This is a genomic window from Chromohalobacter moromii (assembly GCF_023091865.1).
Classification (GTDB): domain Bacteria; phylum Pseudomonadota; class Gammaproteobacteria; order Pseudomonadales; family Halomonadaceae; genus Chromohalobacter; species Chromohalobacter moromii.
This window is the reverse complement of record NZ_JAHXDI010000003.1, coordinates 1-23,941: the sequence shown is the minus strand read 5'-3', so window position 1 is coordinate 23,941 and position 23,941 is coordinate 1. Positions and strand designations below refer to the sequence as shown.

Below are 23,941 nucleotides of genomic sequence, written 5' to 3'. Positions count from 1 at the left end.
CGACAGGGATGTCTTTGCATGTTGGAAATCGCAGCGGTCTTCATAACGATCACCGCGCTGTTTGCGTGGTTCAACTATCGCTTCATCAAACTACCGGCGACGATCGGCGTGATGTGCATCTCGTTGTTGGCGTCGGTGTTGCTGATCACATTGAGTCACTTCGGTTTCGACGGCATTACCGATTGGGCGGAAGCCTGGCTGGGCCAGATAAACTTCAACGCCTTGCTGATGGACGGCATGCTGTCGTGTCTGTTGTTTGCCGGTGCGTTGCACGTCGATTTTCACAAACTCAAGCGCTACCGGTATTCGGTCGGCTTTCTCGCTACCGTCGGTGTGGTGATCTCGACCGTGGCGATCGGCAGCGCGGCTTGGTGGCTGTTCGCCACTTTTCATGTGGGGGTGCCCTATCTTTATTGCCTGGTCTTCGGGGCGCTGATCTCGCCAACGGACCCAATTGCCGTGCTTGGCATCATGCGAAGCGCCGGTGCGCCCGAGGATATGGAGATCAAGATCGTCGGCGAGTCCCTGTTCAATGATGGCGTCGCGGTGGTGGTGTTCACCGTGATGCTGGGGGCGGCGACTGCGACCGAAACGCTGACGTTCACACACTCCGCGGTACTGTTTCTTGAAGAGGCCGGCGGCGGGGCGCTGCTCGGATTGGCCATGGGTTATATCGCCTACTGGATGATGAAGAGCATCGATCAGTATCAGGTCGAGGTACTGGTCAGCCTGGCGCTGGTGCTGGGGGGATATACGCTGGCAACGCATCTGCACGTATCGGGGCCGATTTCGATGGTCATCGCCGGCCTGTTCATCGGTAATCGTGGTCGTGAACATGCCATGTCGGATACCACCCGCCGTTATGTCGATGGCTTCTGGGAGCTGATCGACGAGATTCTCAACGCGGTGTTGTTCGTGCTGATCGGGCTCGAACTGCTGCTGATTCCTTTCCAGTGGTCCTATTTGATCGTTGCGGGCCCCATGATTGTTGTCATCCTGATGATGCGCTTGCTCACCATTGGTCTCCCCATCATCGTACTGAGGCGTTGGGTGCCTTATCGGCATGGGACGACGCGAGTGCTCACTTGGGGTGGGCTGCGAGGCGGCATCTCGGTGGCGCTGGCGCTGGGGCTGCCCGAGAGCGACTATCGCAACACTATCGTGATGGTGACCTACATCATCGTTCTCTTTTCGATTCTGGCTCAGGGGCTGACGATCGGCCGCCTGGTTCAGCGTGTCTTATCTCAAGACTCCAAACAGAGTTAGACTTTAGTGGTAGTTGCCAGTTCAGGCATGGTATCCCCGCCGGGCGTTCCTTACTCTATCCTTCATTGTATTAAGTTTTGCTTCGGCCGAATGCGTCGAGGACGTTCAAATGATGGGGTGAATAATGATGTTACGCACAGGCATGTTGGTCGCGGCGCTGGGCCTTTCCGGTGCTCTGTTGGCCGGTTGCGGTGACGACGGGAGTGACGCCGAGACCGAGGAGGCGACGCAAAACGGCGAATCGAGCTCACAGGCGTCCGAAGAGCAGACCTCGGCTGGTGACACCAATGGTGAAGGCGGCCAGCAGACCGCGAGCGCCGAGCCGGTCAGCCTGATCTTTGGCACCGGAGGCACGGGGGGCACCTACTATCCCATCGGCGGCGCCTTGAAGGGCGTCTTCGAAGCCAGTGATCTCGTCGATGACGTTCAGGTCGTCTCCACCGGCGCGTCGGTGCAGAACATCAACAATATCACCGATGGCCTCAATCAGATCGCCATCGTGATGAGCGATGTCGCCTACGATGCCGTCAACGGTGAAAACCAGTTCGATGGTCAGCCCGCCGATATCCAGGCGCTCGCCGGCCTTTATCCCAACGTCGTGCAGATCGTGGCCACCGAGGACAGTGGCATCGAGAGCATTGCTGATCTCGAAGGCAAGCGCGTCGGCGTGGGCAAGGTCGGTTCCGGCGTCGAGCAGAGCGCAGCCAAGGTGCTCGAGTCCGCCGACTTGAGCTATGACGACCTGGCTCAGGTCAGCCATACCGGGTATGCCGATAGCGTGACCAGCATGAGCAACGGCAATCTGGATGCGGCCTTCTTTACGTCCGGCGTGCCCAACTCGAGCATCACCGGGTTGATGCAGAGCACCGACATCACCTTCGTGCCGGTGAGCGGCGACGTGGCGGACAAGCTGCTGGAAGCCTATCCGTATTACGAGACATATACGCTGCCGGCGGGCGCGCCTGAGCGTTACGACCTCGGTGAAGAAGTCGACACCGTGGCGATCCGCAACATGTTGATCGTCAGTGGCGATATGCGTGATGACGTCGCCGAAGAGCTGACCCAGCGTTTCCATGACTATCTCAATTCCGAGAACGTCTCGGTCGGCGCTCTCAAGCAGTTCGATCCTGACACCATGAATCAGAACCTGGTGGCGCCGGTGCATCCTGGGGCTCAGGAATTCTACGATTCGTTGTCCTCAGAGGACGGTGGCGACGACGCCTCGAGCGAGGATAGCGCCGACGACGCACAATCCTGATGCAAGGCCTAGCGGTATGAGGCACTATGCCGCGTAAGCGTTGGTGGATCGGCGGCACGGTGGCGATCATGGCGATCGCCACCGTGTTGTATCCATGGCCCTGGTTGGCGGTACGCGAAGGGTCTCAATGGCGCTATGCCTTCCCGGGTTGGGAAGGCACATCGTTCACTTTGCGTTGGACGCACTCGGTCGAGAAGGAAGACTGGGAAGAGTGGTTCGAGGTGACCGAAGGCGGCGCGATCGAGATCACTGGTACCCGTTTCAAAACCTTTGGAGCAGGCGTACCGGCATCGGCGGGCAAGGAAACCCACCTCAAGGATGGTTGGGTGGTAATGACGGGCATCGACCGCGTCGTGGATCCTCTCGCTGTCCAAGCAGCCTCCGCTGAGCATTATCGCATGCGCTATGCCGGGCATATGTTCGCGTTATCGCATGCCTCTCCGCCGCCGATTTACACGTTTAGCGTTCGCAGGGCTCCACTCTGGCGAGTATTGCCGGCATTGGTGCGGCCCTGGTTATCGTAATGACTCGCCTTGCGAGGATGAAGCTCCCTATGTCTCAAGATAAAAGTGCACCAGCCGCCGAGGATAATGACAAGGCGGTCCAGGAGGCGCTGGAAAAGTTTGACCGTGAAAGTTTGGTCCGTGATGCCTTGCCGGATCTAGTGGTCAAGTTTGTCACTGGCCTGGCGATATTGCTGGCATTATTCCACCTGTATACCTCGTTTTCGGGGCCGTTGGTCGATGTGGCTCAACGCAGTATCCACTTGTATACCCTGTTGGGTCTGACGTTCATTCTCTATCCGTTGACCCGCAAGGGGGCGCGCGACCGAGTGCCGTGGGGGGATGCCGTTCTAGCGGTACTGGCGTTTGGTGTCGGTGTTTATATGCTGGTGGTGTCCGATCGCGTCATTGCCTCGGCGGGACGCATCAACGATGTCGATATGCTGGTGGGCTTTGTGGCCATTCTGCTGGTGCTCGATGCCACCAGGCGCGCGACCGGGTGGGGGCTGACGCTACTGGCGACGATTTTCCTGGCCTACGGGTTCTACGCCAAGTTGTCGTTCTATCCGCAATTGAACGAGTCGATCATTTTGGCCACCTGCCGCCAGATCATGTCGCATCTGGTGTTCATCACCGAGGGCTTGCTGGGTACCGCCATCGGGGTATCGGCCAGCTATATCATTCTGTTCATCTTGTTCGGTGCTTTTCTGGGCAAGTCGGGACTGGGGCAACTCTTCAATGATCTGGCGCTGGCCGTGGCAGGGCATACACGCGGCGGCCCGGCTAAGGTGGCGGTCATCGCCAGCGGCTTTCTGGGATCGATCAATGGTTCGGCGATCGCCAATGTGGTGACCACGGGGGCCTTCACCATTCCATTGATGAAGCGCACCGGTTACAAGCCGAATTTCGCGGGCGCCGTCGAGGCCTCGGCGAGTGTCGGCGGACAGATCCTGCCGCCGATCATGGGCGCGGCTGCCTTCATCATGGCGGAAGTCCTGTCGGTGCCTTATACCCAGGTGGTCCTGGCCGGCATCATCCCCGCGTTGCTGTTCTATCTGGGGGTGTTGTTCCAGGTGCACCTGCGTGCTCTGCGCAATGGCCTCGAGGGCATCCCGCGCGCCGAGCTGACGCCGTTCAAGGCCGTCATGCTCAAGCGCGGTCATCTGCTGGTGCCGATGGTGGTGTTGCTGTGGCTGCTGTTCGATGGCCGGGCGCCATTTTTCGCGGCCTTCTGGTCGATTGCCGCGACCGTGCTGATCTGTGGCACGCGTCGGGTCACCGTGGGTGTCAGCGCGGTTCTGGCGCTGTTGATTTTCGAGCCGCAATTGCGGGCATTGTTTGCCGATTATGCGCAGCCCAACATGCCGGCGAGTCGCTGGTCACTGTTCCTGATCATTGCGGTGCCGGTGGCGATCAACGCCGTGCGGGCCAAACTCGGCCTGATAGCGGAGAAAATGGATATCGCCGAGTGCCGCGATGCAATGCACGATGGCGTGCGCAATGCCATTCCCGTGGCGGTCGCTTGTGGTGCGGTGGGCATCATCGTGGGGATCGCCACGCTCACTGGCATTGCTCTGGACGCTGCCGATGCCGTGGTCACTCTGGGTCAGCAGATTCCGATCCCCATGATTCAGCTTCTGGTCACGCTGTTTCTGACCATGATCGCGTCCATCGTGCTGGGGATGGGGCTGCCGAGCATTCCTACCTACATCATCACCAGCACCATGGCGGCGCCGATCCTGCTCAACCTGCCGCTGTTCCGTGAATTGGCGGGCAGTAACGAGACGGCGATCTTCGTGGCGCACATGTTCGTGTTCTATTTCGGGTTGTTCGCCAACCTGACCCCGCCGGTGGCCCTGGCAGCCTATGCCGGTGCCGGTATCAGCGGTGGCTCGCCCAATGCCACGGGCTTCCAGGCCATGAAGCTGGCTGTCGCCGGGTTCGTGGTGCCCTACATGTTCGTGTTCGCGCACAGTATGCTGATGATCGATGCGACGCTTGGCAATATCCTGTGGGTGGTCGTCACCGGTGTGGTCGGCGTCTTGTTGCTGGCCGTGGCGGTGGAAGGTTATCTGCGTCGGCCGCTCAATCCGTTCTGGCGTCTGCTGGCAGCGGTGGGGGCGCTGGCATTGATCTATCCGGGATTGATCAGCGATGGCGTCGGTGCGGCCATCACGGCTGTCTTGTTCCTGCTGGCCAAGAAGACGCAATCCGCGACGGTGTGACACTCGGATGCGACTGCGCATGTCGATGGTGCGTATTGATAATCAGGGGCGCCGGCTGGCGCCCTTGTTTTTTAGTCTGTCGTTCGTTAAAAAGAACGAAATCGTTCTTTTTGGTAAACACCGTATGTCATCACCGAGTCCCGTCATCGTCGCCAACTTACGCCGCCTCCGCGAAATGCAGGGTTATTCATTGAGCGCACTGGCCGAACGGGCCGCGATCAGCAAATCGACGCTCTCGCAGCTTGAAGCCGGCAAGGGAAATCCCACCATCGAAACGCTTTGGACGCTCGCGAATACGCTGGGTGTGGCGTTCAGCGAGTTGCTCGCCGAGGGCGAAGATGGCATGACCGTCAGCGAACCCGGTGGCGGCGGTGTGCAACTGATGGTGCGCGGGCAACAGTCGCCTCGGGTGGAGGTCTACCTCATGCACCTGGCACCGGGGGAGATGAAAACCTCGCGGGCGCATCCGCGAGGCGTGCGGGAGCATGTCTTGGCGGTCGAAGGCACGTTACGGGTAGGGGCGCTCGATGCCTTGGCCGTTTGTCGACCGGGTGAAGGGCACGAGTTCGCGGCGGACGTCGAGCATCGCTATGAAGCCCTATTGGACGCCACACGACTCGTGGTCAGCATCGTGTATCCGCATGATGAGGTGGCTCGATGAATCGCGAACGGGCAATCTCGTCGTCCTGGCGCTCTGCTGGCCAAGGCTTGCGCGAGAGTCTGTCGTTGGTCGTCGGCTATGCGCCGATCGCGTTCTCGTTCGGAGTCATCGCCGTGCAGTCCGGGCTGACACTCTGGCAGGCCGTGGGCATTTCGTTGCTGGTCTTCGCCGGTGCCAGCCAGTTCGTGATGGTGGCGATGATGGCCGCAGGCAGCGGTGGGCTCACGGTGTTGTCGGCGGTGTTGATGATGAATCTACGCCATGTGTTCTATGGTCCGGCGCTGGCGACACACCTCGTGGCATTGCCGCGTCGTCTGGCGCCTTGGCTGGCGTTCGGGCTGACCGATGAAGTTTTCGCCACGGCGATGGCCAAGGGGGCGTCGCGGCCTCTCGAGCCAGCCTGGTGCCTCGGACTCGCCGCGGGCGCTTATCTGGCCTGGGTCGGCGGTACGGCGCTGGGCGCCAGCGTGGGGGCGGGATGGGCAAATGAGAGTGGCTACGTGGCACAGGCACTCGACTTCGTGCTGCCCGCGCTGTTCCTGGCCTTGCTGGCGCAGGCGTGGCGTCGTGCTCGATGGCCGGTGGTAGCCGTTGCGACCAGTGTCACGCTATTGGGGATGGTGTGGTGGCCAGGGCATGTGGCCATGCTTATCGGCATGCTGGCGGGGGCCACGGTGGGTAGCCGCCGACCTCGTGCCAGATGCTCTCAGGAGGCGATGACATGACATGGTGGGGTATCGTGATCGCGGCGGGAGTGGGTACGTTTCTAATACGCTATTTGCCGCTGCTTTCCGGGACGCGCCTGGCGCGAGGTGAAGGCTGGCTGAGCCGCTTCCTCGGGGCGCTGGGGCTTGCCGCCATTGCGGCGTTGATCGCCCTCTCGTTGAACGAACTATGGGGGCAGGCGCCACATTGGCGTGGCGGGGTACGCTTGGCACTGGGCGCGGCGGCGGTGTTGCTGGTGCAGCGTTTGACCCCTAACGTGGGGCTGGCCACGTTGGTTGGCGCCGGCATCTATGGTGCGGCCGGCTGGGCCCTGGCCGATTGAGATGAGCCGTCTCCATGTCGAATGAATGTTTACTTCCCACCGCCGAGACACGCCGCTACCCGGACCGGGTGCTGACCGACCGCCATGGCTTCCACCAGTGGCTGATTGGGCTCGAGGGCGTAGTCGAGCTGGAAGCGGGCGGACGCGGCGCGCACGTGGATGCGGGGCGGCTTGTCACTATCGCCAGCGGCAGCGAGCACCACTATCTGGCGCCGTGCCACAATCGCACGCTGGTGCTCGACCTCCCCGTCGCCTGGTGCGAGGCGGCGGGGCTTGGCGATGTCACGTCGCGTCGTTTGCCGTCAACCGTGCGTGCGGATGTCTCTGCGCTCATTGGCGCGCGTCCCGATGTGTTGGCGAGGCGGCTTCATGTACTGCTCAAAGCGGGGCACACGACGCATACCGAGCCGCGCTTGCGCTTGCTGCATTTGCTGCCGGAGGTCGAAGCGGATCTGGCGGCACCTTGGCGTGTGCGTGACTGGGCGGCTCGATGCCACATGGCGGAGGCGGCATTCGCGCGGCGTTTTCGTGTCCTTACCGGTGCCTCGCCGCACGCCTGGTTGATCGAGCGTCGCCTGCAACGCGCCTGCACGCTGATGCACAATACCCGCCGCCCCCTCACCGAGATCGCCCAGGCATGCGGTTTTCACGACAGCGCGCATTTTTCGCGTGCCTTCCGCGCCCGTCATGCGCTGTCACCACGCGAGTGGCGGCAACATCGCCAGTCGGCTGACTAACCAGAGCCTGTACGTTAATCGAGGCCCACGAGCCGCCACAGAACGTCGAGATAGGGCGGAATGATCAGCGGCGCCGCCACGGTCGTCACGAGAACGGCGATGGCGCCCTTGGCGGGGCGGATGTTCAGCTCCATGGCGATGACCACGACATTGGCCGCCATGGGCACCACGCCCAGCAACAGCAGTGCGCCGGCGAGCGTCGCCGAAATGCCCATTGTCGCTTGCAGGCCGAGCACCAGACCCAGCATCACCAAGGGCCACATCACGTAGCGTGCGGCGATGCAGACGCCCAGAAAGCGGGCGTCGAACGCACGCATCGAGACCCCACCCAGCGTCATGCCGATGATCATCATGCCGAGCACGGTGTAGCTAGCGCGGAAGTAGTCGAGCCCTTCGATCACCGCGCCGGGCACCGACCAAGGCAGATGATAGGCGAGCAGGGCGGCGATGAAGGCATAGAGCAACGGCAAGCGGACGATCTTGGCGAGGCTCTCGCGAACCGAGAATTGCCCCCGGGCGCTGATGTAAAAGCCCACGCTGAATTCGAAGAGCGTGACGCCGAGCAGGCAGAATAGATAAGCGGCGACGCCCTCCGGCGGTAGCAACGCCATGGCCAGGGGCAGCCCGAAGTAGCCGGTGTTGCCGGTGCCTGCGGAAAATGCCAGCAGCGCGGCTTCCTGCGGGGCGAAGTAACGCCGCACGACGGCGTGAGTCGCCAGGCACAGGAGGCTTGCCAGCGCGAACATGCCCGCCGTCAAGCCCAGCAAGGCAGGCGAGGGCTCGCCCAGATAGAGCCCGCGAAAGAACGTCAGCGGCGCGATGAGATAGATCAACAGCGTGGCGATGGGGCGCGGGTCGACGGCCAGTCGGCGCGCGCAGAGCCAGCCCAGTGCCACGAAGATCAGCAGCATCCACAGCGGTTGAGAAAGGTCGACTTGAGACATGCGGCATTCCTGATAATGAACGCCCATGATGCCCGTTATGCGCCTTGTTGGGCAGCCCTGGAAGCAGGATTCAGCACGCTTATAGGGCCGCTTACTTATCGGTGCTTTTCCAGCGACAGGTCTTCGCGAGGGCGCTGTAAACCCGTCCTTGGGCACTACTTTTGCCATCCATGGCAAAAAACCCTCGCTTTGACCTGTCCCTGAGGCGCTTGTAATGCACCTAATGCGGTAGTCCTCGGGTCAGGATTCGACAAGTTTGTGGCGTGTGGGCGTGGCAGCCTGGGAGCTCGCGTTCATGTCACATGGGAGTTCATCATGTCGCTCGAGTCGTCCGCGTCTCGCCGGGCCACCTTGATCGGTGCCACCACGGTGCTCAACTGGGCATTGCTGGCGGCGTTAACGCAATTGGCGGGGCCGGTGCCGCCGTTTTTGCTCACCGCGCTGGCGTTCGGTCTGGCGTTCGTGTGCTTCATGGTCTGGTTGCGACTACGCGGCGAGTCGCTGCGCGCGCCCCTGCGCCAGCCGCCGCGCGTCTGGGCGCTGGGCGTGGGCGGTCTGTTCGGTTATCACGCGCTGTATTTCGTCGCCCAGCAGAATGCACCGCCAGCCAATGCCGGGTTGATCAGCTATCTATGGCCGCTGTTGATCGTGTTGTTCGTAGCGCTGCTGCCCGGTGAGCGACTGCGTGCACGCCACGTCGTGGGAGCGCTGTTGGGCTTCGTGGGCGCTGCCTTGCTGGTGGGAGGCGATGTCAGTGCCTCGGGTAGCGCCGTGGGCTACGTCGCCGCCTTTGCCTGCGCCTTCCTGTGGAGCGGCTATTCGGTGCTGTCGCGTGCCAATCGCGCGGTCCCCACGGCGGCCGTGGGCGGATTCTGCCTGGCGACGGCCGTGCTGGCGGCGTTGTGTCACTGGCTTTTCGAGCCCTCGCGCTGGCCCCAGGGCATCGGTTGGCTCGGTGTGATCGGTCTGGGCCTCGGCCCGGTGGGAAGCGCATTCTTCACCTGGGACGTGGGCGTCAAGCACGGCGATCTGCGCTTGTTGGGGCTGTTGGCTTACTTTACGCCATTGCTCTCGACGCTGGTGCTGATCGCCACCGGCTACGCCACCGCGACTCTGTGGCTGGTGCTGGCCGCGGCCCTTATCACGCTGGGCATGCTGATCGGCAGTGGCTGGTTACGTGCGCCGCGACATGGCAAAAGATCCGCGGATTGACCCTGAAGTCCACTCCAGACATTACACTGGAGGAAAGCCATAGAGAGGCACGACGGTATGGGACATTCGTCTTCCGGTCACGATCATGCGGCGCATGATCATCACCACGACCACGACCACGACCACGACCACGACCACGACCACGACCACGCGCCCACGGTCACCGCCGATAGCGCCAAGCGCGTTAAGTTCGCCATGTACCTGACCGCCGGTTTCATGTTGGCGGAAGTGATAGGCGGCTGGGTATCGGGATCGCTGGCGCTGCTGGCCGATGCCGGGCACATGTTCAGCGACAGCTTTGCGCTGGGGCTGGCATTGTTCGCCTTTTACATGGGCGACAAGGCGCCGGACAAGCGCCGCACCTTCGGTTACCAGCGATTCCAGGTGTTGGCAGCTTTCATCAATGGGCTGATGTTGTTGGGTATCGCGGTATGGATATTCATCGCTGCCATCGAGCGTTTCACGCAGCCGATAGAGGTGCTGGCCGGGCCGATGATGACCATCGCGATACTCGGTTTGCTGGTGAATCTCGTGGTATTCAAGGTTCTGCACGGCGGCGATCAGGAAAACCTCAACCTGCGCGGGGCGCTGTTGCACGTCATGGGCGACCTGCTGGGATCGGTGGCGGCGATTGCGGCCTCGTTAGTGATCATGCTGACCGGATGGACGCCCATCGATCCCTTGCTTTCCGTGCTGGCCGCGGCTTTGATCCTGCGCGCGGCCTGGAAAATTCTGCGCCGCTCGGCCCATACCCTTCTCGAAGGCACACCGGAAGGCGTCGATGTCGATAAAATTCGAACGGCGCTGGAAGACATCGAGGGTGTGGTGAGCGTGCATGACTTGCATGTCTGGGGGCTGACCCCGCAGGATCCGCTATTGAGCCTGCATCTGGTGGTACGCGATGACATGTCGCATCAGGCGATGCTCCAGGCGGCCTATGCGCGCCTGCACGAACGTTTCGGGATCAGTCACGCCACGCTGCAAGTCGAAGGTGAGGCCTGCCTGACGGGCGGCGATTGCCAGGTGACATCCACCACGCACCCTTGAGGCATCTTTCACATGATGCTGGGCGTCATGATCCGGATTAATGCCAAGCCGCGAAACTTTCATTGGTCAGCGCGGGCGGGGATCGGCAGAATGCGCGGCATCGAATACGAACGTGACCCGATGTCGGTCGCGCCATGTCATGAAGAGGGTTGCATCGATGAGTACTCGCGAACATCCGCTGGGCATCAGCTTCGAATTCTTTCCGCCCAATACCGACGCTGGGCGGGAAAAGCTGAAAGGCGTGCGTGACACGCTCGCCGAGCGGCGTCCGCGTTTTTTCTCGGTCACCTACGGCGCCGGGGGCTCGACTCAGGCACGGACCTTCGAGACCGTCAAGTCGGTGCGCCAGTGCGGCATCGACACGGCGCCGCACCTGTCCTGCATTGGCAGCGACAAGGGCGAATTGCGCGAGCGCCTGGAGAGTTTCCGTGAAGCGGGGATCACTAATCTGGTCGCGCTGCGCGGTGATTTGCCCTCGGGGATGGGGGGCATGGGCGAGCTGCGTTACGCCAACGAGCTGGTCGAGTTCATCCGCAAGGAAACCGGCGATCATTTCCAGATCGCGGTGGCGGCGTATCCCGAAGTGCATCCTCAGGCGCCCAGCTACGAGCATGATTTGCAGAATTTCGTGCGTAAGATGCAGGCCGGTGCCGATCTCGCCATCACGCAGTACTTCTTCAGTGCCGACGCCTACTTCCATTTCCTCGAGCGCGCCCGTGCGCTGGGGGTCGAGGCGCCGATCGTGCCGGGCATCATGCCGATCAGCAATTACACCAAATTGGCGCGTTTCTCGGATGCCTGCGGGGCGGACATTCCGCGCTGGATCCGCAAGCAGCTCGAGGCCTACGGCGACGATAGCGAGAGCATCCAGGCCTTCGGCGAGGAGGTGGTGTCGAATCTGTGCCAGCGTCTACTCGACGGCGGAGCGCCGGGGCTGCATTTCTATACGCTCAACCAGGCGACGCCGGCGCTGCGAGTGCTCGACAACCTACGCTGCGATAGCTGATGCATGGCGTCTGGCGCGCTCTTCATCTAGCCTGAGTGAGGTAGACGTCTCACCCATGGATAGGAGAAAGGCATGCTACGTATCTCGCAAATGGCACTCGGTATCGGCAGTGCCCTGTTGATGCTGGGAAGCGCCCAAGCAGCGCAACATGACATCGAAATGCATCAGGTCAATGCCCAGGGCACCGGCGACAGCGTGGGCACCGTGACCCTCGAGGATACCGACTATGGTCTGCTGTTGACCCCGGATCTGTCAGGTCTCGAACCCGGTATGCACGGTTTTCACGTACACATGAACCCGAGTTGCCAGCCCTCGGAGCAAGACGGTGACGCGGTGCCGGGCGGTGCCGCCGGCGGTCACTACGACCCCGAAGACACGGGCACGCACCAGGGCCCCTATGCGGAAGGGCACCTCGGTGACTTGCCGGTGTTGATGGTCGATGAGGAGGGCAATGCCACGACACCGGTATTGGCGCCGCGCCTTGAAGCCTCCGACTTGGACGGCCGCGCCCTGATGATTCATGCCGGTGGCGACAATTATTCCGACGAGCCCAAGCTGGGCGGCGGCGGGAAGCGCGTCGCTTGCGGCACCTTGTCTGATTGATAGCACTATCGGTCACGCCGGCAACGAAAAGGCTCCCCAGCGGGAGCCTTTTTTATGCGTCTTGCTTGATACCGTGGCGGTGGGGCGTGGTCCGGGATCAGTGCGTCTTGCCGTCACTCGGATCGATCAAGCGCACGGTTTGGATGTCATCGGACGTGTCGTCCTCACGTGGCTGGTTGACGCGTGTGGCGAGATCCTCGGCGAAACCATTCTCATCGATGGCTAACTGCTCGAGGTAATCGCAGGACACGCATTCCCGATAGCGGATGCCGTTCTGCTCCCAGGCACGGATGCGATCCATGGCCGCGCAGCGCGGGCAAATGGCGCCGGCGATGAAACGCTTGGGGTTGGTCGTCATCTTGGCGTCCTCTCACGATGACAACCGGGCATGTTGCCCGGTTGGAAAAGGATTGCAAAAGCGGAAGTGCATAAGACGCTATCAGGCCGCGTCGGCATTCTCGATGCCGGTGTGGCGCAGTAGCGGTTCGATGCTGGGCTCGCGGCCGCGAAAAGCGCTGAATAGTGCGGCGGCGTCACGTGAACCACCGCGCTCGAGGATTTCCTGACGGAAGCGCTTGCCCGTCTCGGTGTCGAAGATGCCGGCGTCTTCGAAGGCGCTGTAGGCATCCGCCGAGAGCACTTCGGCCCACTTGTAGCTGTAATAGCCCGCCGCGTAACCACCGGCGAAGATATGTCCGAAGCCGTTCTGGAAGCGGTTGAAGTCGACGCGCGGCGTGACGGAAGTCTTGTCGCGTACGTCGTCGAGCAGGGCCTGGACCTCGCCGGCATCGGGCGCTTCGAGTTCATGGTGTAGGCGGAAGTCGAACAGTGACAACTCGAGTTGGCGCATCATGCCCATGGCTGACTGGAAGTTGCGCGCGGCTTGAAGCTTGTCGAGCAGAGCATCAGGCAGCTTCTCGCCGGTATCCACATGCGCGGCGATCATGTCTAGCCCCTCGCGCTCCCAGCAGAAGTTTTCCATGAACTGGCTGGGTAGCTCGACCGCGTCCCAGGCGACGCCGTTGATGCCGGATACATCGGCGACGGTCTGTTGCGTCAGCATGTGGTGCAGGCCATGCCCGAACTCGTGGAAGAGCGTCAGCACCTCGTCATGAGTGAGCAGCGCCGGCTTGCTACCCACGGGACGCGTGAAGTTGCAGGTCAGATAGGCGACGGGCAACTGCAGGCTGCCGTCCTCGCGGGTGCGACGCACACGGCATTCGTCCATCCAGGCACCGCCACGCTTGCCTTCGCGGGCGTAAAGGTCGAGGTAGAAGCCGGCGATCGGCGTCGCGCCGTCGAGAATCTCGAAGTAGCGCACGTCCGAGTGGTAGCGAGGTACGTCGTTGCGCTCGGCGAAGTCGATGCCGTAGAGCGTACCGGTCACCTGGAATAAGCCCTCGATCACCTTGGGCGCGGGGAAATAGGGACGCAGCTGTTCTTGCGAGATGGCATAACGTGCCTCGCGAAGCTTTTCGCTGGCATAGCCGATATCCCAAGGCTTCAGTGTCTCGAGGCCCAGCGATTCGCGGGCGAAGGCCTCCAGCTCGTTGAACTCGCGCTGGGCCTGGGGGTGCGCGCGGTCGGCCAGGTCACCGAGAAAACCCAGTACCTGTTGGGGCGAGTCGGCCATCTTGGTGGCCAGCGAATACTCGGCATAGGTACCAAAGCCGAGCAGTTCGGCCAGTTCGCGGCGCAGGCGCAGCGTTTCCTCGATGATCGGGGCGTTGTCGAAACGCCCGGCGTGCGGGCCCTTGTCCGAGGCACGGGTCACGAAGGCGGTATAGACTTCTTCACGCAGTGCGCGGTCGTCGGCGAAGGAGAGCACCGGGTAGAAGCTGGGGAAGTCGAGCGTGATGCGATACCCCGCGACGTCCTTGGCTTCGGCGTTGGCCTTGAGCGTGGATAGGGCGCTTTCGGGGAGCCCGCCCAGGCGCGCATCGTCGGGCAAGTCCTTGTGCCATGCCTGGGTGGCGTCGAGCACATGGTTGGAGAAGGTATTGGCCAGCTCCGACAAGCGTGCCTGAATCTCGCCGTAGCGGCGCTTTTTGTCCTCGGCCAGATCGACCCCGGCGAGACGGAAGTCGCGCAAGGTATTGTCGATGGAGCGCTGCTGCCCTTCCTCGAGATGAGCGTACTCGTCGCTTTCCTTGAGGCGCGTGAAGGCGTCGAAGAGCCCCTGATGCTGGCCTAGCCAGGTACTGTAGTCGGAGAGCATGGCGAGACACGCTTGATAGGCTTCGCGCAGCGCTTCGTTGTTCATGGTGGAATTGAGGTGTGACACCGGCGACCAGGCCTGCGATAGGCGATCGTTGAGGGCCTCGAGCGGCGCTGCGAGGCTCTCCCAGCTAACCTGCGACTGATTGGCGAGGGCCTCGATGTCACGGCGATTTTCCGTCAGAAGCTGCTCGATGGCCGGCACCACATGCTCGGGCTGGATGTCATCGAACGGCGGCAGGACATGCGATTCGAGCAAAGGGTTGCGTGACATGGGCACCTCGATATGAACGTGTGAATGAAGCATAGGTGGGGGTGGGCCGGGCTGCTTTCAATGTTGCGGCAATTGGCCGCCATCCCCGCGCCTGCTAGGCTTGGCGCTTTCGGCGCGGGTGCGCCATGAGTCGTGCGACGAAGGATACAACGCCATGAGTGAAACGCTGGAACGCTGGGGGTCGCGACGTGCCTTCATTCTCGCGGTGACCGGGGCGGCCGTGGGGCTGGGCAATATCTGGCGCTTTCCCTACATGACAGGCGAAAACGGCGGGGCGGTGTTCCTGTTGCTGTATGTGGTGTTCGTGCTGATCCTGGGGCTACCCATCATGATGGCCGAGATCCTCGTGGGGCGAGCCGGTCGTCGCGGGCCGATGCAATCATTGGCGCATTTGGCGCGCCAGGCGGGGGTGTCGCCGCATTGGCGTTGGCTGGGGCTATTCGGGGCGTTGACGGTGTTCTTCATCCTGTCGTTCTATTCGGTGGTCTCGGGGTGGTCGATCGAGTATTTGATCGAGTCGATCAACGGCAACTTCAGCGGCCGCACGCCGGACGAGATCGGCGCTAGTTTCGATGCTTTCCTCGCCGATCCACTACGCATGACGTTCAACCATACGTTGTTCATATTGCTGACCATGTCGGTGGTCGCGGCGGGTATTTCAGGCGGTCTGGAACGGCTCAACAACCTGCTGATGCCGTTACTCTACATCCTGCTGGTGGTGCTGGTCGGTTACGCCGTAACCACCGACGGCTTCGGCATCGCGATGGCGTGGCTATTCACGCCTGATCTTGCGGCCATCACCTTGAGCGTGGTGCTCAATGCCATGGGGCACGCCTTCTTCACCCTGGCGGTAGGCGCCTGCGCGCTGATGGCCTACGGTGCCTATATGCCCGATCACCAGAGTCTGCCGCGCGCAGTGGCGGCGGTGGCGGTGCTGGATGTCGCCGTGGCGTTGCTTGCGGGCATCGCGATTTTTTCGGTGGTGTTCTCGCAGGGTATGGATCCCGCCGAGGGGCCAGGACTGATGTTCGTGACCCTGCCCATTGCTTTTTCGGATCTGCCGGGTGGGCCGTTGTGGCTGGGTGTTTTCTTCCTGCTGTTGTTGCTGGCGACATGGACCTCATCGATCAATCTGGCCGAGCCGTTGGTGGCAATCTTGACCGATGCCGGTCTCAAGCGCGGCAAAGCGGCGGCTTTGATCGGCTCCTTGGTGTGGTTGGTCGGCTTGCTGTCGGTGTTCTCGTTCTCGAGTCTAGCGGAGGTGAAATGGCTGGCGGGCATGAATTTCTTCGAACTGGTGACCACCGTGCCACTGGAGTTCTTCCTGCCTATCGGCGGGCTGTTGATCGCTATCTTCGCCGCCTGGGTCATGCCGGCGAGCACGTCCATGCGCTCGCTTGACGCGGGCCCCGGTGGGTTCCGGCTATGGCGTGGACTGGTGCGCTACGTGTCGATTCCGCTGGTCGTCATCGTGCTGTTGTCGGCGCTATGGTGATACCCGTTCACCATGAATTGCCCGATCACCATAGAAGGGAATAAAGGAGAGAGCGGATGACATTGCGAACGTTCAAAGGGACGACACCGCGCTTGGGGGCGCGGGTCTATATCGATCCTGCCTGCGTAGTGCTGGGCGATGTCACCTTGAGTGACGATTGTTCGGTATGGCCGATGACCGTGATTCGCGGCGACATGCACCGCATTCGCATCGGTGCGCGTTGCAGTATCCAGGATGGCAGTGTGCTGCACATCACTCATGCTAGCGACTATAACCCCGAGGGCTATCCGCTGACGCTCGGTGATGACGTGACGGTGGGCCACAAGGCGCTATTGCACGGTTGTACCATCGGCAGTCGGGTACTGGTGGGAATGGGCGCCACGGTCATGGATGGCGTGGTCGTCGAGGATGAAGTGATCATCGCCGCCGGGGCGGTGGTAACGCCTGGCAAACGCCTGGAAAGCGGATACGTCTATGCGGGCAATCCCGCGAAGCCGCTCAGAGCCCTCAAGGAGGCTGAGCGCGCGTTTTTCAAGTATACGGCGGGGAATTACGTGAAACTCAAGGACGAGTATCTGGCCCAGCCCCCCGTATAATGACACGCTGGCGCGTGCCAAGCCTGCCCGAGGCGGTATTTTCTCGCTTAACGCATTGTTTTGTCTCGTCATGAAGCCCCATAATCTGGTTTTTCATCCAGTATTGGCGAGGGCGTCTCGGGCAGGCCATGGCCAACTTTCGCACACATTTCGGCGTTGCCCTGGGCGGCGGCGCGTTGGCGGCCTATACCGGCTGGCAGGCAAGCCTCTGGAGTTTCAACGAGGGCTGGCCGCTGGCGATATTGACGGCGTTTGGCGGCATCCTGCCCGATATCGACTCCGATCAGTCGCACGCCATTCGTCTGATTTTCACCCTGCTGGCGGTCCTGGCGGTGATCGCCGGGGCACTATGGCTGCAATCGCGCCTGGCGCTGGGCCCATTGGTCCTTGCATGCGGTGGTTTGTATCTCGGGGTACGCTACCTGGCTGGCGCGATCTTCAAGCGTTTCACGGTGCATCGCGGCATCTGGCACTCGTTGCTGGCGAGTTTGCTGTGCGGTATGGGCACGGCGGCGATGAGTTTCCATTTGCTGGATCAGTCTGCACCGATGGCCTGGGCCCAGGGGCTGGCGCTTAGCGGGGGGGCATTGATCCACCTGTTGCTCGACGAGTTGTACAGCGTCGACCTGGTCGGCTCGCGGCTCAAGCGCTCCTTCGGGACTGCCTTCAAACTCTTCGATTACCGTGAGCCCGGCAACGCTGTAATGTGGTTGTTATTGGGCGTTGCTCTGGCGCCGTGGTTGCCGCCCTGGCCCACGTTGCTGGAGTTGGTGAACCGTGGCGTAACATCTTGGTTATGATGTGGTCTGACGAGATGGCCTCAGGTAGGTGATTCGGGTAACCCTTGGGAACGGCGTTGCGCGCGCTGGGCGCGTGTCTCGGCGCGCTCGAGCTCAAGCAGCCCATTTTCGACGAAGGCCAGGTGTTCGTGGGCACGTGTCCTTGCTTCGTCGGCGTTGCCGGCGACGATACTCTCGAATAGGGCGCGATGCTGGTCCATGAGGCGGTCGCGGGAGTCTGGCTTCTCGAACAAATGGGCCAGATTGGCGACGATGCTTTTCTCCAGCAGGTGAAACAGCCCGCGCATAGTGTGCAGCAACAGGACGTTATGACCTGCCTCGGCGATGGCCAGATGAAAAGCGGCGTCGGCACGGGCCTCGCGCATGGGATCGCTGCTGCGGTCGGGGTGCCGGTAACTGGCCTCTAGTTCCTCGAAGCGCGTTTGCAGCATGGCCTTGTCGTCGGGTGTTGCACGCAAGGCGGCGTAATAGGCTGAGATGCCTTCCAGAGTGTCGCGGAATTCGAGCAGGTCGAGATTGAACTCACCGTGTCGCGTCAGCATTTCCAGAAGCGGATCGCTATAGCTATTGCTGAGCTGTTCGGAGACGAAGGTGCCGCCGCCCTGGCGGCTGGTGAGCAGGCCGCGTGCGGCTAACTTCTGAATGGCCTCGCGAAGCGAAGGGCGCGAAACGCCGAAGTGCTCCGCCAATTCACGCTCGGGAGGTAACTTCTCTCCCGGTTTGAGGCTGCCTTCGATCAGCATGGCCTCGAGCCGCTCGGTGATGACGTCGGCGAGACGCGGTTGCCTGAGGTGTTGTGGGGCCATGGACGTCGCTCGTTACTCGTTGATTGATGACGGGCGTAAAGCCAGCTAATAAATGGTCTGACCAATTTTACGCAATCTTTTCGCGCCACTCCAGCCTTCGGCGAAGGCCCGGCAATACGGCTTTGACTAAAGTTTAAAGCTATTGGTGCCCAATAAGTAGGTTCTTCATTGACACTCTTCAGTGCCCCCTCATAGAGTTGATTGATCCAATTTTGTAAATTGGTAAAACCAATAAAGGCGAGTGCGAGAACCCATTTCCATGTCCTCGCCCGCCTAGGTCTTAATGACTCTCTTATCGCCACTCTCCGAGCGTTCGACACGTCGCCGCGATACTCCTTCACCGCGAGCGCATCACTTGCACAGGGTTCGTCATGATCATTTCTGCTTCCACGGACTACCGTCAGGCCGCCAAGCGACATATTCCGCCCTTTTTATTCCACTATGCCGATGGGGGCGCTTACGCCGAGCATACGCTGCGACGCAATGTCGAGGACCTTGCCGGTATCGCGTTGCGTCAGCGCGTGCTGAAGGACATGTCTAGCCTATCACTGGAAACCGAATTGTTCGGTGAACCCATGGCCATGCCGGTTGCGCTGGCGCCCGTGGGATTGGCGGGCATGTATGCCCGGCGCGGCGAGGTTCAGGCGGCACGCGCAGCGGCTGGGAAAGGCATACCGTTCACGCTGTCGACGGTATCGGTGTGCCCGATCGACGAGGTGGCCTCGGCAATCGATCGTCCTCTCTGGTTCCAGCTTTACGTGCTGAAGGACAGGGGGTTCATGAAGCATGTGCTGGAGCGCGCCAAGGCCGCCGGCGTCAAGACGCTGGTCTTCACGGTCGACATGCCCGTGCCGGGGGCGCGTTATCGCGATGCCCACTCTGGCATGAGCGGCAAGCGCGCGGGGCTTCGGCGCATGCTGCAGGCCGTGACACACCCCTCCTGGGCCTGGGACGTGGGCCTCCATGGCCGCCCTCATGACTTGGGCAACGTTTCGGACTATCGCGGCCAGCCGACGGGGCTCGAGGATTATATCGCCTGGCTCGGCAACAATTTCGATCCCGCCATCTCCTGGAAGGATTTGGAATGGATTCGCGAATTCTGGGATGGCCCGATGATCATCAAGGGGATACTCGACCCCGAAGACGCCCGCGATGCAGTGCGCTTCGGTGCCGATGGCATCGTCGTTTCCAACCATGGCGGTCGTCAACTCGACGGTGTGCCTTCTACCGCGCGTGCCTTGCCGGCCATCGCCGACGCTGTCAAAGGTGACCTGGCCATCCTGGCCGATTCCGGCGTGCGTAATGGGCTGGACGTCGTGCGCATGATCGCCATGGGGGCCGATACTGTATTGTTGGGGCGCGCTTATATCTATGCATTGGCCACCGCCGGCGAGGCAGGTGTTACTCACCTGCTCGAGCTGTTCGAGAAGGAGATGCGGGTGGCGATGACGCTCACCGGGGCGCGCTCCATCGCCGAACTTGGGGCGGATTCGCTGGTGTCGGGTGCGTGCTCTGGAGTTGATTGAGCGGGTGATGATCGTGCGCCATGCTGAGGGGGCTACAGGAGCGGGGAGAGACGAATGACCGATGAGACGGTGTTGCTATTCGATGCTGGCGGGGTGCTGGTCGACTGGCGCGGCACATCTGGGCTAGTCGAGCTGACTCAGGGACGTTTCGATACCGAGCAGGCGCGGCGCTTCTGGATGGGCTTCGAAGCGATCACGCCGTTCGAAACTGGCAGCGACGATGGCACGCGCTTTGCTCGGGCGGCGCTTGAGGCACTCGAGCTGGACATGACGCCAGCGGCATTCCTGGCAGTGTTCGACGCTTGGATGCGTGGTCCCTATGCGGGCGCGATGGCATTGGTCGAGCGCATTCGTCCCACCTATCGTCGCGCTATACTCAGCAACACCAACCCCGTTCACTGGCGGCGGCTAATCGATGACTACCGTATTGATTTGCCCTTCGAGAAAGCTTTTGCCTCGCATGAGATTGGCGCGCGCAAGCCCGATCCCGAGGCCTTCGAGTTCGTCTGTCGCGCGCTCGATGTGGTGCCCGGCCAGGTGCGTTTCTTCGACGACAACCCCGAGTGCGTCGATGCTGCCCGTGAGATGGGGATGACGGCGACCCAGGTGCGTGGCTTAGACGAACTTCGAGGTGCTCTCGCCAAGTTCGATGCGCTGCGTCCCCCGCCTGAGGGCCGGAGTCCGCGATGACAACGTCCTACAAAGAGCTGGTCGAGGCGCTGCGTGAAAGGTTGCCCGCGCACAAGTTGATCGACGATCCGCTGCGGACGCTGGCCTATGGTAGCGATGCCAGCTTCTATCGCCTGATCCCGCAACTGGTCGTGCGTCCCGACAGTGAAGAAGAACTGATGATCGTGCTGGCCGAATGTCGTCATCGGCGCTTGCCGGTAACGTTTCGCACGGCGGGAACATCGCTCTCTGGGCAGGCGGTGACCGATTCGGTGCTCATTCAGTTGAACCAGGGGTGGCGCGATTACCGGATCCTCGACGAGGGGCGCGCAATTCGGCTACAGCCTGGCATCATCGGCGCCCGCGCCAATCAGTTGCTGGCCCCTTACGGCCGCAAGATCGGGCCAGACCCTGCGTCGATCAATAGCTGCATGATCGGAGGTATCGCCGCCAACAATGCCTCGGGCATGTGTTGCGGCACGGCACAGAACAGTTACCGCACGCTCCGCGATATGCGCGTGATCCTGGCCGACGGCACCCTGCTCGATACGGCGGATGCGGACAGCCGGGCGTCGTTCCGTGCCTCGCATGGCGAGCTGCTCGAGGCGCTAGAGGCGCTGGGACGCGAGACGCGGGCGAATACGCCGCTGGCCGAGCGTATTCGCCACAAGTATCGACTCAAGAATACGACCGGTTACGCGCTCAATAGTCTGGTCGATTTCGAGAACGGCTTCGATATTCTCGCGCATCTGATGATCGGCTCCGAGGGGACGCTTGGTTTCATCAGCGCCATCACCTACGACACCGTGCCGGACGCGCCGCTTAAGACCGCAGCACTGGCGCTGTTTCCGGATATGGCGTCGGCGTGCCGTGCCACGCTCGCGCTCAAGTCGGCGCCGGTCTCGGCGGTGGAGCTGATGGATCGTGCTGCTCTGCGTGCAGTGGAAGGGGCGCCGGGCATGCCGGCAGGCCTCGAGACGTTGCCCGACGATGCGACCGCCTTGCTCATCGATGTACGGGACGAGAAGGAGCGCGCGCTGGAGGCACGTATTGCCGCCGTACATGCGGCGCTCGAGGGGATCCAGACGCTGGAGCCACTTGGCTTCACGCGCGATTCCGAAACCTATGCGCGTTACTGGAAGGTGCGCAAGGGGTTGTTCCCTGCGGTAGGGGCGGTACGCGACGTCGGTACCACGGTCATCATCGAAGATGTCGCTTTTCCTCTCGAGCACCTCGAGGCGGGCGTGGCAGCGCTGACCGAGACATTCCGGCGGCATGGTTATGACGATGCCATCCTCTTCGGCCATGCGCTGGAAGGCAACCTACACTTCGTCTTTCCGCAGGGCTTCGAGGCGCCCGTCGAGGTGAAGCGTTATGCCGCCCTGATGGATGACGTGGCGGCCCTGGTAGCCGATGAATACGGCGGCTCGCTCAAGGCGGAACATGGCACGGGACGTAACATGGCGCCTTTCGTCGAGCGTGAGTGGGGCGCTGAGGCATATGCTTTGATGTGGCGAATCAAGTCGCTCTTCGATGCCGAGAATCTGCTCAACCCGAATGTCATCCTAAGCCACGATGCCGAACTACATCTCCACAACCTCAAGCCACTGCCGGCCGCCGATCCGATTGTGGATAAGTGCATCGAGTGCGGATTCTGTGAACCCGTTTGTCCCTCTCGCGAGCTGACCCTGACGCCGCGCCAACGCATCGTGATCCAGCGTGAGATGGCACGCCTCGAGAGCGTGGGGACGCAAGCGTCGACAGCGCGTCTGGCGACGTTGCGTGAGGCTTATCAATATCAGGGAATCGATACCTGCGCTGCCGATGGCATGTGCGCCACGCAATGTCCAGTAAGCATCAATACCGGCGATCTCGTGCGTGAGTGGCGCCATCGCCAGGTCGTCGAACGAGGCGGCACGGCGCGTCTGGTGGGGCGACACTTTTCTGGCACGACCCGCATCGGGCGAGGTGTGTTACGACTCGCGGATACCACGCACGGTGTGCTGGGTACGGGCATGATGAGCGCCGTGACGCAAGGCGTGCGTCGGCTCAGTGGTGACCGTCTGCCGCAGTGGATCCCTTCACTACCGGCGCCCGCGCCGGTGCGTATCCTTGAGCGCCGGTCGGGAAAGCCGATCGGCGGTAAGCGCGATAAAGTCGTCTACCTACCGGCGTGCGCTACGCGAGTCTTCGGTGCCTCGCGCGGGGATGACGGGGCCGATGCCGTGACGCGCACGACCCTGGCGCTGCTCGAGAAGGCGGGTTACGAGGTCATTATCCCCGCGATGATTGGGCATCTTTGCTGTGGCATGGCGTTTCAATCGCGGGGTTATTTCGACGAGGCGGAGCACAAGGCGCGCGAACTGAACCGCGAGTTATTGCTCGCGTCCGAGAACGGCCGCCACCCCGTACTGTGTGATACGAGTCCCTGTACACAACGCATGGTGGAACGCCTCGATACGCGTTTGACGCTCCAGGAGCCGGTTGAATTTGCGCACGACTATCTCTTGGCACGCCTGGCGGTCACGCCCAAACAGGCGCGTATCGCTCTGCATATTACGTGTTCGAGTGCGCGCATGGGGTTGAGCGACAAGTTCATGACACTGGCACAAGCGTGTGCCGATGATGTCGTGGTGCCGGCGGAGATCGCCTGCTGCGGATTCGCGGGGGACAAAGGGTTAACCACACCGGAGTTGAACGCCGCCGCGCTGCGCGGCCTGGCAGATGCCGTCCATGGGTGTGATATCGGCTATTCCAACTCTCGGACTTGCGAGATGGGGCTGAGCTATCATGCTGGAATCCCTTATCGCTCGATTCTCGACTTGCTCAACGAAGTCAGTCGCCCCTGTGCGGTCGAAGGTGTTGCCACATAAGTGCCGGACGACTATTTTTAAAATATGCTCTTGCGTTCAGCCGCTGTGGATCGTAAAGTACGCATCCGCTGCCGGCGACGGACCTCGTGGCCAGCGGTGGAGAGGTAGCGCAAGTGACTGACTTGCTTGAGAATTCCAAGTCTTCGGGTGGCTTTCTCGCTTGACAGTGACGCCA

General features: G+C 61.7%; 22 protein-coding genes. 18 read left to right on the top strand and 4 right to left on the bottom strand.

All coding sequences use genetic code 11. The annotated features are described in order from the left end of the window. Window positions 1-18: 18 nt before the first annotated feature. The 8 genes from KZO83_RS10110 (at window position 19) to KZO83_RS10075 (ending at window position 7,698) form a co-directional block, all read left to right on the top strand. A complete protein-coding gene (locus KZO83_RS10110; protein WP_247620702.1) occupies window positions 19-1,266 on the top strand; it encodes a cation:proton antiporter in 1,248 nt (415 codons plus the stop codon). 124 nt (window positions 1,267-1,390) lie between these two features. Then, window positions 1,391-2,524: a TAXI family TRAP transporter solute-binding subunit gene (locus tag KZO83_RS10105; RefSeq protein ID WP_247620701.1), complete on the top strand. Its 1,134-nt coding sequence runs from the start codon at window positions 1,391-1,393 to the stop codon at window positions 2,522-2,524. A 26-nt stretch (window positions 2,525-2,550) separates the two neighbouring features. Then, entirely contained in the window at window positions 2,551-3,048 is a 498-nt protein-coding gene (locus KZO83_RS10100) for a DUF1850 domain-containing protein (RefSeq protein ID WP_178998276.1), read from the top strand. Window positions 3,049-3,077: 29 nt separating this feature from the next. Further along, on the top strand, window positions 3,078-5,252 hold the full coding sequence (locus KZO83_RS10095; protein WP_247620700.1) for a TRAP transporter permease: 2,175 nt from the start codon (window positions 3,078-3,080) through the stop codon (window positions 5,250-5,252). A gap of 124 nt (window positions 5,253-5,376) precedes the next feature. Next, on the top strand, window positions 5,377-5,913 hold the full coding sequence (locus KZO83_RS10090; RefSeq protein ID WP_247620699.1) for a helix-turn-helix domain-containing protein: 537 nt from the start codon (window positions 5,377-5,379) through the stop codon (window positions 5,911-5,913). Continuing rightward, on the top strand, window positions 5,910-6,638 hold the full coding sequence (locus tag KZO83_RS10085; protein ID WP_247620698.1) for an AzlC family ABC transporter permease: 729 nt from the start codon (window positions 5,910-5,912) through the stop codon (window positions 6,636-6,638). The genes KZO83_RS10090 and KZO83_RS10085 overlap by 4 nt, the downstream gene beginning before the upstream one ends. Continuing rightward, on the top strand, window positions 6,635-6,961 hold the full coding sequence (locus KZO83_RS10080) for an AzlD domain-containing protein (RefSeq protein WP_247620697.1): 327 nt from the start codon (window positions 6,635-6,637) through the stop codon (window positions 6,959-6,961). The genes KZO83_RS10085 and KZO83_RS10080 overlap by 4 nt, the downstream gene beginning before the upstream one ends. A 14-nt stretch (window positions 6,962-6,975) precedes the next feature. Then, on the top strand, window positions 6,976-7,698 hold the full coding sequence (locus tag KZO83_RS10075; RefSeq protein WP_247620696.1) for a helix-turn-helix transcriptional regulator: 723 nt from the start codon (window positions 6,976-6,978) through the stop codon (window positions 7,696-7,698). 14 nt (window positions 7,699-7,712) lie between these two features. Here the strand turns inward: KZO83_RS10075 and KZO83_RS10070 are convergent, their stop codons facing one another. Next, window positions 7,713-8,642 carry an AEC family transporter gene (locus tag KZO83_RS10070; protein ID WP_247620695.1) on the bottom strand — a complete coding sequence of 310 codons (930 nt, stop codon included), beginning with the start codon at window positions 8,640-8,642 and terminating at the stop codon, window positions 7,713-7,715. 315 nt (window positions 8,643-8,957) lie between these two features. On the opposite strand from KZO83_RS10070, the gene yddG reads away from it, so the two are divergent. The 4 genes from yddG to sodC all read left to right on the top strand — a co-directional run bounded on the left by yddG (window position 8,958) and on the right by sodC (window position 12,510). Beyond that, the gene (gene yddG / locus KZO83_RS10065; protein ID WP_247620694.1) at window positions 8,958-9,854 is read left to right on the top strand and encodes an aromatic amino acid exporter YddG; all 897 of its coding nucleotides are present in this window, start codon (window positions 8,958-8,960) and stop codon (window positions 9,852-9,854) included. A 57-nt stretch (window positions 9,855-9,911) separates the two neighbouring features. Further along, the gene (locus KZO83_RS10060) at window positions 9,912-10,901 is read left to right on the top strand and encodes a cation diffusion facilitator family transporter (RefSeq protein WP_247620693.1); all 990 of its coding nucleotides are present in this window, start codon (window positions 9,912-9,914) and stop codon (window positions 10,899-10,901) included. Window positions 10,902-11,058: 157 nt separating this feature from the next. Then, complete coding sequence (gene metF / locus KZO83_RS10055) at window positions 11,059-11,907, top strand: methylenetetrahydrofolate reductase [NAD(P)H] (RefSeq protein ID WP_178998268.1); 849 nt, start codon at window positions 11,059-11,061, stop codon at window positions 11,905-11,907. A gap of 72 nt (window positions 11,908-11,979) precedes the next feature. After that, window positions 11,980-12,510 carry a superoxide dismutase [Cu-Zn] SodC gene (gene sodC / locus KZO83_RS10050; RefSeq protein ID WP_247620692.1) on the top strand — a complete coding sequence of 177 codons (531 nt, stop codon included), beginning with the start codon at window positions 11,980-11,982 and terminating at the stop codon, window positions 12,508-12,510. A gap of 97 nt (window positions 12,511-12,607) precedes the next feature. Here the strand turns inward: sodC and KZO83_RS10045 are convergent, their stop codons facing one another. Together KZO83_RS10045 and prlC are read right to left on the bottom strand one after the other, a co-directional pair. Continuing rightward, complete coding sequence (locus tag KZO83_RS10045) at window positions 12,608-12,868, bottom strand: YheV family putative zinc ribbon protein (protein ID WP_178998266.1); 261 nt, start codon at window positions 12,866-12,868, stop codon at window positions 12,608-12,610. 81 nt (window positions 12,869-12,949) lie between these two features. Continuing rightward, window positions 12,950-15,001 (bottom strand): oligopeptidase A, encoded by a 2,052-nt coding sequence (prlC, locus tag KZO83_RS10040; RefSeq protein ID WP_247620691.1) that lies wholly within the window; start codon window positions 14,999-15,001, stop codon window positions 12,950-12,952. A 154-nt stretch (window positions 15,002-15,155) separates the two neighbouring features. On the opposite strand from prlC, the gene KZO83_RS10035 reads away from it, so the two are divergent. The 3 genes from KZO83_RS10035 (at window position 15,156) to KZO83_RS10025 (ending at window position 17,892) form a co-directional block, all read left to right on the top strand. Next, a complete protein-coding gene (locus KZO83_RS10035) occupies window positions 15,156-16,496 on the top strand; it encodes a sodium-dependent transporter (protein ID WP_247620690.1) in 1,341 nt (446 codons plus the stop codon). 56 nt (window positions 16,497-16,552) lie between these two features. Further along, window positions 16,553-17,092, top strand: coding sequence for a gamma carbonic anhydrase family protein (locus KZO83_RS10030; RefSeq protein WP_247620689.1), 540 nt, complete (start codon window positions 16,553-16,555; stop codon window positions 17,090-17,092). A gap of 128 nt (window positions 17,093-17,220) precedes the next feature. Then, a complete protein-coding gene (locus KZO83_RS10025) occupies window positions 17,221-17,892 on the top strand; it encodes a metal-dependent hydrolase (RefSeq protein ID WP_247620688.1) in 672 nt (223 codons plus the stop codon). Window positions 17,893-17,912: 20 nt separating this feature from the next. On the opposite strand, the gene KZO83_RS10020 is transcribed toward KZO83_RS10025, so the two are convergent. After that, window positions 17,913-18,698 (bottom strand): GntR family transcriptional regulator, encoded by a 786-nt coding sequence (locus tag KZO83_RS10020; RefSeq protein WP_040240923.1) that lies wholly within the window; start codon window positions 18,696-18,698, stop codon window positions 17,913-17,915. A 371-nt stretch (window positions 18,699-19,069) separates the two neighbouring features. On the opposite strand from KZO83_RS10020, the gene lldD reads away from it, so the two are divergent. Genes lldD through KZO83_RS10005 form a run of 3 tightly spaced genes read left to right on the top strand, consistent with a single transcriptional unit; the run spans window position 19,070 to window position 23,766 of the window. Beyond that, complete coding sequence (gene lldD, locus KZO83_RS10015; protein WP_247620687.1) at window positions 19,070-20,224, top strand: FMN-dependent L-lactate dehydrogenase LldD; 1,155 nt, start codon at window positions 19,070-19,072, stop codon at window positions 20,222-20,224. A 54-nt stretch (window positions 20,225-20,278) separates the two neighbouring features. After that, on the top strand, window positions 20,279-20,914 hold the full coding sequence (locus KZO83_RS10010) for an HAD family hydrolase (RefSeq protein WP_247620686.1): 636 nt from the start codon (window positions 20,279-20,281) through the stop codon (window positions 20,912-20,914). Next, on the top strand, window positions 20,911-23,766 hold the full coding sequence (locus KZO83_RS10005) for an FAD-binding and (Fe-S)-binding domain-containing protein (protein ID WP_247620685.1): 2,856 nt from the start codon (window positions 20,911-20,913) through the stop codon (window positions 23,764-23,766). Before KZO83_RS10010 ends, KZO83_RS10005 begins: the two co-directional genes overlap by 4 nt. The last annotated feature ends 175 nt before the right edge of the window (window positions 23,767-23,941 follow it).

Coding starts and splice junctions, on each gene's coding strand:
- KZO83_RS10110 (WP_247620702.1), top strand. CDS start 19: ATGTTGGAAATCGCAGCGGTCTTCATAACGATCACCGCGCTGTTTGCG.
- KZO83_RS10105 (WP_247620701.1), top strand. CDS start 1,391: ATGATGTTACGCACAGGCATGTTGGTCGCGGCGCTGGGCCTTTCCGGT.
- KZO83_RS10100 (WP_178998276.1), top strand. CDS start 2,551: ATGCCGCGTAAGCGTTGGTGGATCGGCGGCACGGTGGCGATCATGGCG.
- KZO83_RS10095 (WP_247620700.1), top strand. CDS start 3,078: ATGTCTCAAGATAAAAGTGCACCAGCCGCCGAGGATAATGACAAGGCG.
- KZO83_RS10090 (WP_247620699.1), top strand. CDS start 5,377: ATGTCATCACCGAGTCCCGTCATCGTCGCCAACTTACGCCGCCTCCGC.
- KZO83_RS10085 (WP_247620698.1), top strand. CDS start 5,910: ATGAATCGCGAACGGGCAATCTCGTCGTCCTGGCGCTCTGCTGGCCAA.
- KZO83_RS10080 (WP_247620697.1), top strand. CDS start 6,635: ATGACATGGTGGGGTATCGTGATCGCGGCGGGAGTGGGTACGTTTCTA.
- KZO83_RS10075 (WP_247620696.1), top strand. CDS start 6,976: ATGTCGAATGAATGTTTACTTCCCACCGCCGAGACACGCCGCTACCCG.
- KZO83_RS10070 (WP_247620695.1), bottom strand. CDS start 8,642: ATGTCTCAAGTCGACCTTTCTCAACCGCTGTGGATGCTGCTGATCTTC.
- yddG (WP_247620694.1), top strand. CDS start 8,958: ATGTCGCTCGAGTCGTCCGCGTCTCGCCGGGCCACCTTGATCGGTGCC.
- KZO83_RS10060 (WP_247620693.1), top strand. CDS start 9,912: ATGGGACATTCGTCTTCCGGTCACGATCATGCGGCGCATGATCATCAC.
- metF (WP_178998268.1), top strand. CDS start 11,059: ATGAGTACTCGCGAACATCCGCTGGGCATCAGCTTCGAATTCTTTCCG.
- sodC (WP_247620692.1), top strand. CDS start 11,980: ATGCTACGTATCTCGCAAATGGCACTCGGTATCGGCAGTGCCCTGTTG.
- KZO83_RS10045 (WP_178998266.1), bottom strand. CDS start 12,868: ATGACGACCAACCCCAAGCGTTTCATCGCCGGCGCCATTTGCCCGCGC.
- prlC (WP_247620691.1), bottom strand. CDS start 15,001: ATGTCACGCAACCCTTTGCTCGAATCGCATGTCCTGCCGCCGTTCGAT.
- KZO83_RS10035 (WP_247620690.1), top strand. CDS start 15,156: ATGAGTGAAACGCTGGAACGCTGGGGGTCGCGACGTGCCTTCATTCTC.
- KZO83_RS10030 (WP_247620689.1), top strand. CDS start 16,553: ATGACATTGCGAACGTTCAAAGGGACGACACCGCGCTTGGGGGCGCGG.
- KZO83_RS10025 (WP_247620688.1), top strand. CDS start 17,221: ATGGCCAACTTTCGCACACATTTCGGCGTTGCCCTGGGCGGCGGCGCG.
- KZO83_RS10020 (WP_040240923.1), bottom strand. CDS start 18,698: ATGGCCCCACAACACCTCAGGCAACCGCGTCTCGCCGACGTCATCACC.
- lldD (WP_247620687.1), top strand. CDS start 19,070: ATGATCATTTCTGCTTCCACGGACTACCGTCAGGCCGCCAAGCGACAT.
- KZO83_RS10010 (WP_247620686.1), top strand. CDS start 20,279: ATGACCGATGAGACGGTGTTGCTATTCGATGCTGGCGGGGTGCTGGTC.
- KZO83_RS10005 (WP_247620685.1), top strand. CDS start 20,911: ATGACAACGTCCTACAAAGAGCTGGTCGAGGCGCTGCGTGAAAGGTTG.